Source organism: Pseudactinotalea sp. Z1748 (assembly GCF_049725185.1).
GTDB lineage: Bacteria > Actinomycetota > Actinomycetes > Actinomycetales > Beutenbergiaceae > CALKWS01.
On record NZ_JBMPQB010000003.1, the window covers coordinates 418640 to 433094 of the forward strand.

Sequence of the window (14455 nt, forward strand, 5' to 3'; positions counted from 1 at the left end):
CCTCAGTCCGTCAGCAGCGCGTGCACCGGCCAGTCGGTCAGATTGCCCCGGCCACCCAGTTCCGCCAACTCCAGCAGAACCGCGATGCCCTCGACCCGAGCGCCGATACGCTCCAGCAACTGTGCAGCGGCCCGCGCTGTGCCACCGGTGGCGAGCACGTCGTCGAGCAGCGCGACCCGCTGCCCGGACCGGATCCCGACGCCGGAAACCTCCAGTTCGGCGCTGCCGTACTCCAGGTCATAACGCTGCTGGTGCACCGGTGGGGGCAGTTTGCCGGCCTTGCGTACCGCGAGCACCCCGGTGCCGAGGACCGCCGCCAGCGGCGCGGCGAGCAGGAACCCGCGTGCCTCGATCCCGGCCACCACATCGACCTGGCCTTCGAAGAACCCGGCGAAGGCCTCGATCACCGAACCGAATGCCTTCGCGTCGGCCAGCAGCGGCGTGATGTCGCGGAACAGCACGCCGGGCTCAGGGTAATCCGGTACCTGGCGCAACCCAGCACGGATCGAGGACGCCAGGGCATCAGGGCTCACCCGCGCCCCCGAGGCTTGCGGCGCCTGGGCTGGGCTGCCTGGCCAAGGTGCTCCCCCGCGACCAGGCCACCGGCCCGGGCCGCGGTCAGTGAGGAGTCCACGCTTGTGCCCTCGGCCTCGGCCTGGGCGATTCGGCGTTCCCGGAGTTCCAGGACCTTGGCTGTGTGCTTGCGCACCGCCGGGTCGCGCTCGCGCAGCGCCACCTCAATGGGCGTGGCGATGAAGATCGAGGAGACCGTGGAGGCGGCCAACCCGATAAACAGGGCCAGCGCGATGTCACGCAACGTTCCGGCACCCATCAGGAAGGCGCCCACGAACAGGATCCCACCCACCGGCAGCAGACCCACGATCGAGGTGTTGATGGAACGGACCAGGGTCTGGTTCACCGCCAGGTTCGCGGCCTCGGCGTAGGTGTACTTGGTCTGCTCGGAGTACAGCGTGGTGTTCTCCCGGACCTTGTCGAAAACCACCACCGTGTCGTAGAGCGAGTAACTCAGGATGGTCAGGAACCCAATCATCGAGGCCGGGGTCACCTCGAAGCCCACCAGGGCGTAGATGCCCACGGTGACCAGCAGGTCGTGGACCAGGGCGGTCAGCGCGGCGACCGCCATCTTCCAGTGCCGGAAGTAGGCCGCCATCACCACCGCCACCAGGACCAGGAAGATCAGCATGCCCTGCAACGCCTTGGCGGTCACGTCCTGACCCCAGGTGGGCCCCACGAACGAACTGGTCACGTCATTGACCGGCACCTCATAGGCCTCGGCGAGCAGTTCGCGCAACCGGGTGGTCTCGGCGTCATCGAGTTGCTCGGTCTGGACGCGGATGGTGTCGGAACCGATGTTGGAGACACGCGGTACCTGGCCGGAATCCATCTCCGCGACCGCATCATGGGCGGGTTGCTGGTCAGTGATCTGGGTCCCGGAGACGGTGAACTCCGAACCACCCCGGAATTCGATGCCCGGGTTCAGCCCACGGATGCCCAGCACCAAGAGCGAGGCCACGATCAGGATCAGGCCGATGCTCAACCACCGGCGCCGGTTCTGCACGATCGGGAAGGACTTCTTCCCGGTGTACAACTCATTGCCCAGTTCGGAGAACTTCTTCATCGGTCCTCACCTTCGCTCGTGGTGGCCGAATCCGGATCCTCGGGTTCTGCGCCGATGGGCTCGTCCGGGCTCGCCGAGGCACGTGCGGAGACCGCTGCCAGGGCCTCGGCCCGGCGTCGTTCAGCGATGGTCAACTGACCAGCCGCGGCGTTGTCCTTGATGGCCTCGCGCTCCGCGCGGGAGCGGATCTGGCCCCGGCCACGGTAAGCCGAGACGACCGCACCCAGATGCTCGGGATCGAGCCCGGAGATCTTCGAACCCTCCTGGAAGAAGCGGGTACGGACGAGCACCTTCATGAACGGGTGAGTGAAGAAGACGAACACGAGCAGGTCGATCAGGGTGATCAGGCCCAGCATGACCGCGAAGCCACGGACCCCGCCCACGGCCACGAAGTACAGCACCACCGCACCCATCAGGTTCACCGCATCGGAGGCCACGATGGTGCGCCGGGCACGTTTCCAACCCTGATCGACCGCGTCCTGCAGGCGTCGGCCCTCTCGGACCTCGTCCCGGATGCGTTCGAAGTACACGATGAAGGAGTCGGCGATGATCCCGATCGCCACGATCAACCCGGCAACGCCGGCCAGGGACAGGCGGTAACCCATCTGCCATGACATCAGCGCGACCACCAGGTAGGTCAGGCTGCCGCCGAGTACCAGGCTGGCCAGGGAGATGATCGCCAGCGCCCGGTACTGGATCAGGGCGTAGACCACCACCAGGCCCAGCCCGATCAGACCGGCAAGCAGCCCTCGCTGCAACTGCTCCGAACCCAGGGTGGCCGAGATCTGCTCCTCGCTCTGCACCTCGAACTCGATCGGCAGTGCACCGAAGTTGAGTTGGCTGGCCAGGCGCTGGGCCGATTCCCGGGTCAGGTTACCGCTGATCTCAGCCGAACCGCCCGGGATCGGGTTCTGCACGGTGGGTGCCATCAGCACCAGACCATCCAGGACCATTGCGAAGCGGTGGGTTCCGGACTGGACGTACTGCGGCTGGGAGATGCGCTGGGTGACCTCCAGGAACGTGGCCGCACCCTCGCTGTTGAACTGCATCGACACTGCGTACTCGTTGGTCACCACGCCACCCTCGGTGACGCGGAAGCCCGAACTGGCGCTCTCGATGTCGGTACCGGGGATCTCCATCGGGCCCAGGATGAACTTGGAGGTGCCATCCACCGAGCAGGCGACCAGGGCGGCATCGGGATCGTCCCCGCCACCGCCGACCAGGTTCTCCGGGTCGGTGCAGTCCAGGGTGTAGTAGTCGAACAGGATCTGCTCGGTCACCCACGCCTGGTCGGAGGCATCGGTCGGGGTCGACTCGGGGGTGTCGGAGAGTTCACCGTCCCCGTCCAGGTCCGCAGCCGCGAAAGCCGCTTCCTCGATCTCCTCTCGGGTCGGCGGTGTCGGTGCGGCCTCCTCCTCGGCCCCCTCCCCTGCACTCTCGTCCTCGCTGCCCTGGTCCTGCGTGGAGGCCGCCACGACGCCACCGGTGGCGCCATCGGCGCCGGTGTCCTCGGTGCCCTGCTCCTCCTCGACGCCGTCGGACCCGGTGAGGTCCTCCAGGTCCAGGTCCTCGGGGTCGAGATCCCCAAGGTCCAGGTCCTCGGGGTCGAGATCCCCCAGGTCCAGGTCCTCTGGAGCCTGAGTCAGCATGTCCGGGTCGATCGGTCCGGGGCCGGTCTCGGCCAGGAAGGACCGGAACCGCATCTGCGCACTCTGGCGCACCAGGTTCAGCGTCTCCTCGGTCGGTTCCCCGGGCAGCCCGACCACGATGTTGGAGCCACCCTGGCTGGAGATCTCCGCTTCAGCCACACCCGAGGAGTCCACCCGCTGGCGAATGATCTCGATGGCCTGGCCGACCTGCTCGTCGGTGATCTCGGCGGCGTCATCGGTGCGCGGGGTCAGGATGATCTGCGTGCCACCCTCCAGGTCCAACGCCAGGTTGGGCCGCCAGGTCGCGTCGCTGAGCATGGTGCCGGCGGTGAGGGTGCCGAACAGCATGCCGAACACGATGAAGAACATCACCAGCGTGCGCACCGGGCGCACGGCTGAGGGAGTTGGTTTCGCCACGAACGTCGTCTTCTTCCCGTCCGGCACCCGCGGTACCGGTGTCAGCGGCCCGGTGGCGGGCCGAGTGGATCAGTCCTTCTTGTCGTCCCGGTACGGGCGGCGCACCTGGTCCTCGGACAGGAATCCGTCCGGGGTCGAGGTCCCGGTGCCGCCCGCATCGGACTCGGTGGCTGCCGCTTCCGATGCGGTGGTCTCATCATCGGCGCTGGCGTACTCGGTGGCCGGGTCGACCTTCTTGCCGATCGCCGGGAGATACCAGCGCGAGGGGACCCCGGGGGTCGACTCGATCGTGACCACGTTGCCATCGACCGAGGTCACGGTGCCGTACATGCCCGAGGAGGTCATCACCTCATCGCCCACCGACAACGAACGCCTCATCTCCAGGTCATCGCGCTGCCGCTTGCGATTCTTGTTCATCATCAACAGCAACAGCCCGAAGATGACAACAAGGAAGATGAGCATTACGGGATCCATGGGCACGTCTCCACCAGCGAACGGAAAGGGTCTGGCCGATTCTAGGCCATCGGGGCGTCGGTCAGGACCACAGGGTCCCTTCCGGGGCCGGCGGGGCCAGGCCCAGATGGGCGAATCCCTCGGGCGTGGCCACCCTGCCGCGTGGAGTCCGGGCGATCAGCCCCTCCCGCACCAGGAACGACTCGACCACGGTCTCGACCGTCTCCGGTTCCTCCCCGATCGCGACCGCCAAGGTGGTCAGACCGGCGGGACCGCCACCGAACCGGCGACACAGCGCGGTAAGCACGGCCCGGTCCAGCCGGTCCAGCCCGCGGGCGTCGACCTCGAAGACCTCCAGGGCGCGTTTCGCCGCCTGCAGGTCCGCCGCCCCGCTGCCGCGCACCTGGGCCCAGTCCTGGACCCGGCGCAACAACCGGTTGGCGATCCGCGGGGTGCCCCGGGAGCGGGTGGCGATCTCGGTGGCAGCCTCGGGCTGCAGGTGCACGTCCAGCAGCCGTGCGGACCGGGTCAACACCTGTTCCAATTCGGTCGGGGAGTAGAAGTCCATGTGTGCGGTGAACCCGAACCGGTCCCGCAGCGGTGCCGGCAACAGCCCGGACCGGGTGGTGGCCCCCACCACCGTGAACGGCGGCAACGTGAGCGGAATGGCGGTCGCACCGGGGCCCTTGCCGACCACCACATCAACCCGGAAGTCCTCCATCGCCAGGTACAGCATCTCTTCCGCGGGACGGGCCAAGCGGTGGATCTCATCGATGAACAGCACGTCCCCCTCCATCAGGGAGGACAGGATCGCCGCCAGATCACCGGCGTGCTGGATCGCCGGCCCCGACGTCAACCGCAAGGACCCCTCCACCTCGGCCGCCACGATCATGGCCAGGGTGGTCTTACCCAGTCCCGGAGGGCCGGCGAACAGGATGTGGTCGGGGCTGCGCCGCCTGGCCCTGGCCGCGTCCAGGACCAGGGAGAGTTGGTCGCGCACCACGGCCTGTCCGATGAACTCCTCCAGCCGGCGCGGGCGCAGGGCCGTCTCGGCGGCGCGTTCGAGTTCGTCGGCCTCGGCGGCCAGCAGACCCTCGGTGTCCTCCTCAGCCATTCCCGCCGCCTCCCAGGTGCTGCAGCGCGATGCGCAACGCCGCTGCCGTCTCCAAGCCGGGGTCCTCGGCGAACACCTTGTCCACGGCCTTGGCCGCGGCCTTGGCGGGCCATCCCAGCCCCTCCAGCGCAGCCGAGACGTCCTCCTGGGCGCGCGAACGCGCGCCCGGGAGGGCCGCCTGTGCCGGTGCGGCGCCGGAACTCGGTGGCCCGAGTTTGTCGCCCAGGTCGACGATGATGCGCCGGGCACCCTTCTCCCCGATCCCGGGGACCTTCGTCAGGGCCTTGACGTCCTCGGTGGCCAGGGCGCTGCGCAGGCCATCGGGTGTGTGCACCGCGAGCATCGCCAGCGCCAACCGCGGACCCACACCACTCACGCTCTGCAGCCGCTCGAAGATGTCCCGCTCGTCCGGCTCGGCGAACCCGTACAGCGTCATCGAGTCCTCCCGGACCACCATCGAGGTGGCCAGTTCGGTCTCGGCGCCGGTACGCAGGGTGGCCAGCGTCCCGGGGGTGGCGTGCACCCGGTAGCCGACTCCCCCGGTCTCCAGGACGCAGAACTCCAGCCCGATGTGGCGGACGTGCCCCCGCAGGGAGGCGATCATGAGGAACTTCCAGCGACGAACATGCGTACGAGGCTAACCGATCGCACCGCCCGCGCGTAGCCGACCCGCCGCACCGGTGCCCGTGCGCGGCGCGGCCGGTGTGCGACGGCTGCGTGCGGCGGCCTCGGCCCAGGAACGTTGGGCCGGGGTCATCGTGACAGCGGGCCGTGGCCCTGCGGCGCCCGCCCGCCAGGCATGGGTGATCGCCAGTGCCAGGGCATCGGCGGCGTCGGCCGGGCGGGGTTTGTCGGCCAGGCGCAGGATCCGCCGGACCATCTCCTGGACCTGGTCCTTGCCGGCTCGTCCGCTGCCGGTGACCGCGGCCTTGATCTCACTGGGCGTGTGCGTGGCTACGGCAATGTCGGCGCGGGTGGCGGCCACCATCGCCAGACCGGCCACCTGCGCGGTCCCGGTAACCGTGCGCACGTTGTGCTGGGCGAAGACCTGCTCCACCGCCACCGCGTCCGGCCGTAGCCGGGTCAGCCACTGGGTCAGCGCCCGGTCCAAAGCGGTCAGACGGTGGGCCAGCGGGTCGGCGGCGTCGGTGCGTAGCACCTCGACCTCGACCAGTTGCACGCTGCGGCCCGGGCCCACGCTGATCACCCCGATCCCGCACCGGGTCAGGCCCGGATCCACGCCCAGGATGCGATAGGTCATGTCTGCACTGTGTCACCGCGCGCCCACACCGGGGCGCAGCGACACGGGAGCATTCCCGCCGCGATCTCAGAGTTCGACGGCGGCGAGCACCTCATCGGAGGCGTCAAAGTTGGCGTAGACGTTCTGCACGTCGTCGGAGTCATCCAGCGCCTCGATCAGGCTGAGCACCTTCTTGGCGCCGTCGGCGTCGACCTCGATCTGGGTGGTCGGCACGAAGGACGCCTCGGCCGAGTCGTAGTCGATCCCGGCCTCCTGCAGCGCGGAGCGCACCGACACGAAGTCGGTGGCCTCGCTGAGCACCTCGAAGGCCTCCCCCAGATCGTTGACCTCCTCGGCCCCGGCCTCCAGGACCGCCAGCAGCACGTCGTCCTCGGTCAGGCCGTCCGCCTTGGGAACGATCACCACACCTTTGCGGTTGAACAGATAGGACACGCTGCCGGGGTCGGCGAGGGAGCCGCCGTTGCGGGTGAAGGCGACCCGCACATCGGAGGCCGCGCGGTTGCGGTTATCGGTCAGGCACTCCACCAGTACCGCGACACCGCCGGGCGCGTACCCCTCGTACATGATGGTCTCGTAGTCAGCGGCGCCGGCCTCCAGGCCAGACCCCCGCTTGACCGCCCGGTCGATGTTGTCGTTGGGGACCGAGGTCTTCTTGGCCTTCTGGATCGCGTCGTACAGGGTGGGGTTCGCGGCCGGGTCACCACCCCCGGTGCGAGCAGCCACCTCGATGTTCTTGACCAACTTGGCGAACAACTTGCCACGCTTGGCGTCGTTGGCTGCCTTCTTGTGCTTGGTGGTGGCCCACTTCGAGTGACCGGCCATATCTTCCTCTCCTGCGCTCAACCCAGGTGCGTGAGGACCATGTCGACGAATGCGCGGTGGATGCGAAGGTCCGATCCGATCTCCGGATGGAATGCCGTCGCCATCAACACACCCTGGCGGACGGCCACGATTCTACCGCTAGCAGGGCCGGCACCCACACGGGCCAGCACCTGCACCTGGGGACCGGCACGCTCGACCCAGGGCGCGCGGATGAACACCGCCCGCAGCGGTTCCGCGTCGCTGTCCCCACCGAGAACCTCCGGCGCGAGCAGATCGGTCTCGAAGGAGTGCACCTGCGAGCCGAACGCATTACGTCGCACCGTGATGTCCAGGCCACCGAGACCACGCTGGCCGGCAGCCCCGTCCAGGACCTCATCAGCCAGCAGGATCATGCCGGCGCAGGACCCGTACACCGGCATCCCGGCGGCGATCGCCTCGCGGATCGGCTGCATCATCTGCCGGTGCACCAGGAGCGTGGCGATCGTCGTGGATTCCCCGCCCGGTAGCACCAGGGCGTCGATGGTCCCCAGGTCGGCGCGGTGGCGCACCGTGCCCGCACGTGCGCCCACCGCCTCCAGGGCACGCAGGTGCTCGGGCACGTCCCCCTGGACGGCGAGCACCCCCACCCGTGGCGTGCTCACCGGCGGGGCGTGGAGGCGGCGTCGTCGGTCCCGGGGGCCAGGCCGAGGTGGCGCACCCGGCCGTCCCAGCCGCCCAACAGTTGCAGGGTCAACTCGGCGAGGTTCTCCGGAAACACCTCCACCTGCACCCGAGCCAGTGCGGCCAGATCCCACCAACGCGCCTCGTCCATGAAACTGCGTTCGACGGCGGTCCAGCCGTCCGTACGGACGGCGCCGGGCCGCTCGATCCGGGCCATGAAGAACTCCTCGTCCTGACGCACCTGCTCGCGCTGGAAGTCGAAGATCGCCGAGCGGGTCAGGACCGGACCCACCAGGTCCGCTGCGCTCACGGCCAGTCCGGACTCCTCCCTGACCTCGCGCACCGCCGCCTCCCGCGCGCTCTCCCCCGGGTCGATGCCGCCGCCGACGGTGAACCACCAGGTGCGCTCGGGCTGGTCCACGTCATGCCCGCGCACCAGCAGCAACCGGTTCTGCTCATCGACCAGCAGCACTCGCGCGGCCCGGCGCCAGAACAGCCCGTCCTCGCCCAGGCTCCAGCCGGGGCCGAGGTTGGTTGCCCGGGGCCTCACCAGCCGCGTTCGGCCAGCCGGTGCGGCACCGGGATGTCATCGACGTTCAGCCCGACCATGGCCGCCCCGAGCCCGCGGGAGACTTTCGCCAACTCGTCGGGGTCGTCGTAGGCGGCGGTGGCCTTGACGATCGCCCCTGCGCGCTCGGCGGGGTTACCGGACTTGAAGATTCCCGAGCCCACGAAGACGCCCTCGGCCCCGAGTTGCATCATCAGGGCCGCGTCGGCCGGGGTTGCGATACCCCCGGCGGTGAACAGCACCACCGGCAACCGCCCGGCCTCGGCGACCTCGCGGACCAGGGCGTAGGGCGCCTGGAGCTCCTTGGCGGCCACGTACAGTTCATCGGCCGGCAGGGAGGCCAGGCGGGCAACCTCGGTGCGGATGGTGCGCATGTGCTGCACGGCGTTGGACACGTCCCCGGTGCCGGCTTCCCCCTTGGAACGGATCATCGCCGCGCCCTCGTTGATGCGCCGTAGGGCCTCACCCAGGTTGGTGGCCCCGCACACGAACGGCACGGTGAAGTTGAACTTGTCGATGTGGTGGGTGTAGTCGGCCGGGCTGAGCACCTCGGACTCGTCGATGTAGTCAACGCCGAGGGCCTGCAGCACCTGCGCCTCGACGAAGTGACCAATCCGGGCCTTGGCCATCACCGGGATGGAGACTGCCTCGATGATCCCGTCGATCATGTCCGGGTCGCTCATCCGGGAGACACCGCCCTGAGCCCGGATGTCGGCGGGTACCCGTTCCAGTGCCATCACCGCCACCGCACCGGCGTCCTCAGCGATCTTGGCCTGCTCGGGGGTGACCACGTCCATGATCACACCCCCCTTGAGCATGTCCGCCATACCGCGCTTGACGCGCGCGGTGCCGGTGGTGGGGGAAACAGGGACGTCTGCCACGGGTGTGAACCTCCGCGTGAGTTGATGTGGGGTCAGGTGACCATCTTCTACTCTACTGCGCCCCACCCTGGGATGCCGGGCCGATCAGCGTTGGGCGCGGGAGACGAACGTGTGCCGGTCCTGCTGGAGCTGGTTGAGGATCTCGTGCTCGCTGCGGTGGGCCCGCTTCATTCCGCGCCCGGTGAGCACGTGCTGGCGCAGATAGGCCAGTTGGGTGGCGTCGCGTTGGAAGGCTTTCATCGCCTGCTTGGCCGACTCACCGAAGGTCCCTGCCCACTGCCGGGCCTGGCTGCGGGTGCGCAGCGAGGCGAGCATGTCCACCTCGTGCCAGGCGAACCAACCGGCGTGGGCGTATTCGGACAACCGGGCCCGGACCACATCCGATTCCTGCCGTCGCAGCCACACCATGAGCACGATGGTCGCGATGAACAGGGGCACCTGTACCACGAAGTACAACAGCAGGAAGGTGTTGCCCAGGCTGGCGCTGCCGTTCCACAGTGCATGCAGGCCCATCGCGGCCACCAGACCGGCGGGGAAGGCGAGCCCGACCGCAACCGCGGTGGACCGGCGGGCCGCCAGTCCCAGGGCGATACCCACGCACGCGGAGAACAACGCGTGCGCGAACGGCGAAGCCAGGCCCCGCATCACGAACACGAGCCAGACCACGTCCTCGCTCTGGGCGAAGTACAGGATGTTCTCGGTGAAGGCGAAGCCTGCACCGACGGTGGCGGCGTAGACCACGCCGTCCACGGGGCCGTCGAAGTGTTCGCGGCGGAGCAGGAAGATCAGCAGGATGCCCAGGCCCTTGGTGATCTCCTCGACCACCGGGGCCACGACCACCGCACCGATGAGGGTGGCCTGCTCCGGATCGCCGGTGGCCTCGAAGATCCGGATGACCACTGCGGTGTTCAGCCAGTAGGAGGTCAGCGTGGATACGCCCGCACCCCACAACAGGGCCACCAGCAGCAGCGACTTGGGCTCTGGTTCCCAACGGTCCAGCCACACCACGCCGGCGAGCACGATCGTCAGGGGAACCAATGCGAGCAGGAAGCCGGCCAGGGTGGCCGAGGTCCCGGTGTTGTACATGATGATCCCGATCAGGATCAGCATCATCAACCCACCGGCGGCGTAGGCGACCCAGTTGAAGACCCACCGGTTGCTCTCCGGCTGCCCGGACCACCACACCTGCTCCAGTTCCCCGGTGGTGTTCTGTGGCGGTGCGTGGCCGGCGGCCATGCTGCCGTACTGGGCCGGAGAGGGGGCGAACCCACCGGGGCGTACCGCTCGGGGATAGGTGTGCCCGGTAGCGGCCGACCGTACCCCGCTCTGTTGTTGTGGCTGGGCAGTCTGCTGGACCGGCGGCGGCGGGTACTGCTGGCCGGCGGGCGCGGGGGCCGGTGGTGGGTAGGGCGCCCCGGCCGGCTGATCCCCGTGCTGATGCGCGGCCCCCGGGCGTGCGTCATGCACGCTCCACGCATCATTGCGCGCCCCCGAGCCGTTCTGCTGGGGCGGCAGGTTCTCCGACATGGGGAATACCTTAGAGGCAGAACTCACACACGCGCGTCATCCATCTCGAAGGTGACCGGCATCGGTGCGTGCCCGGGCAACCGGAAGATCCTCACCAGCGCCAGCCGGCGGATCTGCTGGATCTGCACCACCGCGTCATTGTGGAACCGGCGCGCCAATTGCACCCGGTTCTGCACCTGGCGCATCTTGCCGACCAGGTCGGCCTCGTCCCCCGGCTGGGGTGGCACCGGCCGGGCGCCCTCTCCCTCGGCATCCAGGGCCGCCCGCAGGGTACGACTCAGGTCGCTCTCGATCAGCCCGCGCTCCGCGGTGCCCGCTCCACTGGTCTCCTCCTCCCCGACCAGGCGCACCGCCCCCATCGAGGCCAGCGCGGCATCGGCCACCAGCACCGAACTTGCCGGATCCAACAGCCCGCTGGAAGCCAGTTCCGCGGCGGTGTCTGCGCGGTGCACCAGTTGTGCCTCCAGGGTGGCGCGGGTCTGGAACTCGCGGCGGTGCAGCCGATCCAGGCGCTGGGCCACGCTCCACAGCAGGAGGGCCAGCAGGGCCGCCACCGCGAGGGCGACCAGGACGATCTCGGCGGCGCTCATCGGTTCCGGCCCAGCCAGTCGCGCAGGTTCGGGCGTCGGGGGGTGGCCTGGACCTGTGCGGCCTCGGCGACCATCTGGTAGACCTCCCGGATCTGGGCGGTGACGGTGTCCCAGTCGTACCGGCGCACCGCCTCGCGCGCGTGCTCGTGCCGTCGGAGGCGTCCATCGGTGTCGGTGAGCGCCTCATCGATGACCTCGGACAGATGGGCGGCGTCCCCGGTTCGGAACAGGTACCCGCTACGGCCACCATCGAGGACCCGCTGGAAGGCCGGCAGATCGGAGGCGATCACCCCGGCGCCGGCGCTGAGCGCCTCGACGATCACGATCCCGAAACTCTCCCCTCCGGTCTGGGGCGCGATATAGAGGTCCACCGAGGACAGCAGCGCCGACTTGCTCCGCTCGCTGATCCCGCCGAGGAACTGCACCGCAGCCCCGTAGTGCGCCAGATCGGCACGCACCGGTGCGGCATCGCCCTGCCCGGCGATCAGGAACCGGGCTCCCGGATGGCGCTGCAGCACCATGGGCACCGCGGTGGCGAGCACGTGCAGGCCCTTGCGTGGCTCGTCCAACCGTCCCAGGAAGGCGATCGTGGGCTCCTCGGCGCTCCCCACCCACTCCTGCTCGCCGCGGGCCTGGGCGAACCGCCTGGTGAACACTCCGTTGGGAATGATCACCGCGTCCCCGCCGAGGTGGTCCACCACGGTGCTGCGGGCATCCTCGCTGACGGCGATCCGGGCCCGGATACGCTCCAGACCCGGGCGCACCAGGGGGTAGGCCGCCTGCAGTGCCCGGGACCGGGTCTGGGCGGAGTGGAAGGTGGCCACCACCGGTGCCTCCGCCTGGCGCAGTGCGATCAGGGAGACCGAGGGAGCGAACGGTTCATGGATGTGCACGACGTCGAACTCACCGCCGGCCAGCCAGCGCTGGGTGCGGGCGGCGGCAACCGGCCCGAAGCTCAAGCGGGCCACCGAACCGTTGTAGCGCACCGGCAGCGCCCCACCGGAGGAGGTGACGTAGTCCGGGATCTCGGTCCGCTCATCCGCGGGGGCCAGCACCTGCACCGACTCGCCCTGCTCGAGCAGCTTCTCAGCCAGGTCACGCACGTGGAACTGCACGCCGCCTGGCATGTCGAAGGAGTAGGGGCAGACCAGACCGATTCGCATCAGCGATCGCCCTCGCGGTTCTCGGGCCGCTGCTGCCCCGGCCCGTCCTGCTCGGGCCTTGTGGCCGCCTCGGGCGCGCCGCCGTCGTCGGTGACCGTCGTCGCCCCCCGGTCCCTGACGTCGTCGTTCGCCACAACGCCGGCGAGCACGTCGTCGTCGGCCCCGGCGCGCGCCCGGGCCAGGCGCTGTGGGTCGAGGTCAGCGGTGAAGACACGCGCGAGCATGTGCCACTGGTCCGGATAGGCCTGGATGCGCTCGACGAGCACGTCCACCCAGGCCTGGGTGATCGCAACCAGCCGCTCGCTCCCGCTGAGGTGGTGCGGGACCTCGATCGGAACGAACTCGATCACGGTCCCCCACGGTGAGCCTGCTGCCTTGCGGGAGCGCCCGCGCAACCGTTCGTGCCGGATGAAGACCTGCACCAGCGGCGCTTTCAGCGCCAGCGCCAACGCCGCCGGGCCGGGGGCCACCCGCATCGGGTGCCCGGCGGCCCGGACCTCCACGCTGCGCCGGCTCAGGTCCCGGTCTGCCAGCAACGGCACCAGGTACGTGCGCTCACGGGATCTGCGGATCAGGGTGCGCAGCACCGAGCCGTCCTTGGTCAGCCCGAGCACGTCCATCCCCAGATCGGCCCGGAAGCGCAGGAACTCCTCGAACAACTCCTTCGGTTCCAGTACCTCGGCCACGGTCAGCACCCGGGCCAGGTGCTGACCGCACCAGGCCCCGGCGAGGTCCCAGTTGCCGGTGTGCCCCAACGCCGCGACCACGCTCCGGCCCTGGTCGAGGTGGCGCCGGACCACCCGGTCATCGACGGCGCGGACCCGGGCCGAGATCTGCTCCGGACGCAGTCCCCGCAGCGTGAAGACCTCACCGAAGTATCGGAGGTAGGAGCGCATCCCGGCCCGGCTGACCCGGCGCAGCGCCCGCCGGTCCAGGTCCGGGCGTAGCCGGGACAGGTTGGCCTCCAACTGACCCACCACCGGTATCCGTAGGACATGCACCGCCCGGGCAGCGACGTCGAACAGCGCCCGGGTGCACACCTCCGGCAGATGCGGCAGCACCCGCCAGGCCAGGGCGAACAGACGCGCGGAGGTCATCGGGCCTCCCCCTGACGCCAGACCGCCACGATCCGTTGGGTCACCGTGACCGCGCTGGCCAGCGCCAACAGTGCCAGCACCGCCACCAGCAGCCACGGACTCAGCCCCAGCCCGACGGCGAGAGCGGCAGCCAGCGTCACCACGAGCCGGTCGGCCCGCTCGGCCAGCCCCACACTGGCGGTCCGTCCCAACGACTCGGCCTTCGCCCGGGAGTAGGAGACGGTCATCGCCAGCGCCATGCACGCCGTCGCGGCGACCACCCCGTAATCGCTCACGGGCCCTTCGGCGAACCGTACGAAGTAGATCACCAGTCCCAGGAACACCGCGGCATCGGCCAGGCGGTCCAGGGTGGAGTCGAGGAAGGAACCGAAATCCGTTGGCCCGGGGCCCTCACGCGCCATGATGCCGTCGATCGAGTCGGTCAACAGGATCAGACCGATCACGATCGGCCCGATCACCAACCGGCCCGTTCCGAGCAGGACCAGCGCGGACACGATTGCCGCCACGGTGCCGGTGACGGACACAGTGTTGGGCCCGATCCCCCGGCGCAGCAGCCACTGCGCGAGCGGCCCGAAGATCCGGCCGCTCACTCCCCTGCCGTGTTTGCCCAGCAC

Annotated in this window: 16 protein-coding genes; all 16 read right to left on the bottom strand. The window is 69.4% G+C overall.

The features are described 5' to 3' along the window. Positions 1–2: 2 nt before the first annotated feature. Positions 3–533, bottom strand: a complete 531-nt coding sequence (locus tag ACO0LU_RS09280) for an adenine phosphoribosyltransferase (RefSeq protein ID WP_424791082.1) — start codon at positions 531–533, stop codon at positions 3–5. After that, complete coding sequence (gene secF, locus ACO0LU_RS09285; protein ID WP_424791083.1) at positions 530–1639, bottom strand: protein translocase subunit SecF; 1110 nt, start codon at positions 1637–1639, stop codon at positions 530–532. Before secF ends, ACO0LU_RS09280 begins: the two co-directional genes overlap by 4 nt. After that, positions 1636–3705, bottom strand: a complete 2070-nt coding sequence (secD, locus tag ACO0LU_RS09290; RefSeq protein ID WP_424791084.1) for a protein translocase subunit SecD — start codon at positions 3703–3705, stop codon at positions 1636–1638. Before secD ends, secF begins: the two co-directional genes overlap by 4 nt. A gap of 69 nt (positions 3706–3774) precedes the next feature. Further along, the gene (gene yajC, locus ACO0LU_RS09295; protein WP_424791085.1) at positions 3775–4179 is read right to left on the bottom strand and encodes a preprotein translocase subunit YajC; all 405 of its coding nucleotides are present in this window, start codon (positions 4177–4179) and stop codon (positions 3775–3777) included. A 61-nt stretch (positions 4180–4240) separates the two neighbouring features. After that, complete coding sequence (ruvB, locus tag ACO0LU_RS09300; protein WP_424791086.1) at positions 4241–5272, bottom strand: Holliday junction branch migration DNA helicase RuvB; 1032 nt, start codon at positions 5270–5272, stop codon at positions 4241–4243. Continuing rightward, positions 5265–5876: a Holliday junction branch migration protein RuvA gene (ruvA, locus tag ACO0LU_RS09305; protein ID WP_424791087.1), complete on the bottom strand. Its 612-nt coding sequence runs from the start codon at positions 5874–5876 to the stop codon at positions 5265–5267. Before ruvA ends, ruvB begins: the two co-directional genes overlap by 8 nt. Before the next feature lie 33 nt (positions 5877–5909). Further along, the gene (gene ruvC / locus ACO0LU_RS09310) at positions 5910–6533 is read right to left on the bottom strand and encodes a crossover junction endodeoxyribonuclease RuvC (RefSeq protein ID WP_424791088.1); all 624 of its coding nucleotides are present in this window, start codon (positions 6531–6533) and stop codon (positions 5910–5912) included. A gap of 66 nt (positions 6534–6599) precedes the next feature. After that, positions 6600–7355, bottom strand: coding sequence for a YebC/PmpR family DNA-binding transcriptional regulator (locus ACO0LU_RS09315; RefSeq protein ID WP_424786007.1), 756 nt, complete (start codon positions 7353–7355; stop codon positions 6600–6602). A 17-nt stretch (positions 7356–7372) separates the two neighbouring features. Further along, positions 7373–7996, bottom strand: a complete 624-nt coding sequence (gene pdxT / locus ACO0LU_RS09320; protein ID WP_424791089.1) for a pyridoxal 5'-phosphate synthase glutaminase subunit PdxT — start codon at positions 7994–7996, stop codon at positions 7373–7375. Continuing rightward, positions 7993–8565: an NUDIX hydrolase gene (locus ACO0LU_RS09325; protein ID WP_424791090.1), complete on the bottom strand. Its 573-nt coding sequence runs from the start codon at positions 8563–8565 to the stop codon at positions 7993–7995. The genes pdxT and ACO0LU_RS09325 overlap by 4 nt, the downstream gene beginning before the upstream one ends. Further along, entirely contained in the window at positions 8562–9464 is a 903-nt protein-coding gene (pdxS, locus tag ACO0LU_RS09330) for a pyridoxal 5'-phosphate synthase lyase subunit PdxS (protein WP_424791091.1), read from the bottom strand. Before pdxS ends, ACO0LU_RS09325 begins: the two co-directional genes overlap by 4 nt. 84 nt (positions 9465–9548) lie before the next feature. Continuing rightward, positions 9549–10991: a PrsW family intramembrane metalloprotease gene (locus tag ACO0LU_RS09335; RefSeq protein WP_424791092.1), complete on the bottom strand. Its 1443-nt coding sequence runs from the start codon at positions 10989–10991 to the stop codon at positions 9549–9551. Positions 10992–11014: 23 nt separating this feature from the next. After that, positions 11015–11581, bottom strand: coding sequence for a hypothetical protein (locus ACO0LU_RS09340; RefSeq protein WP_424791093.1), 567 nt, complete (start codon positions 11579–11581; stop codon positions 11015–11017). Further along, positions 11578–12744 (bottom strand): glycosyltransferase family 4 protein, encoded by a 1167-nt coding sequence (locus tag ACO0LU_RS09345; RefSeq protein WP_424791094.1) that lies wholly within the window; start codon positions 12742–12744, stop codon positions 11578–11580. Before ACO0LU_RS09345 ends, ACO0LU_RS09340 begins: the two co-directional genes overlap by 4 nt. Continuing rightward, positions 12744–13841: a phosphatidylinositol mannoside acyltransferase gene (locus ACO0LU_RS09350; protein WP_424791095.1), complete on the bottom strand. Its 1098-nt coding sequence runs from the start codon at positions 13839–13841 to the stop codon at positions 12744–12746. Before ACO0LU_RS09350 ends, ACO0LU_RS09345 begins: the two co-directional genes overlap by 1 nt. Continuing rightward, the gene (pgsA, locus tag ACO0LU_RS09355; protein ID WP_424791096.1) at positions 13838–14455 is read right to left on the bottom strand and encodes a phosphatidylinositol phosphate synthase; all 618 of its coding nucleotides are present in this window, start codon (positions 14453–14455) and stop codon (positions 13838–13840) included. Before pgsA ends, ACO0LU_RS09350 begins: the two co-directional genes overlap by 4 nt.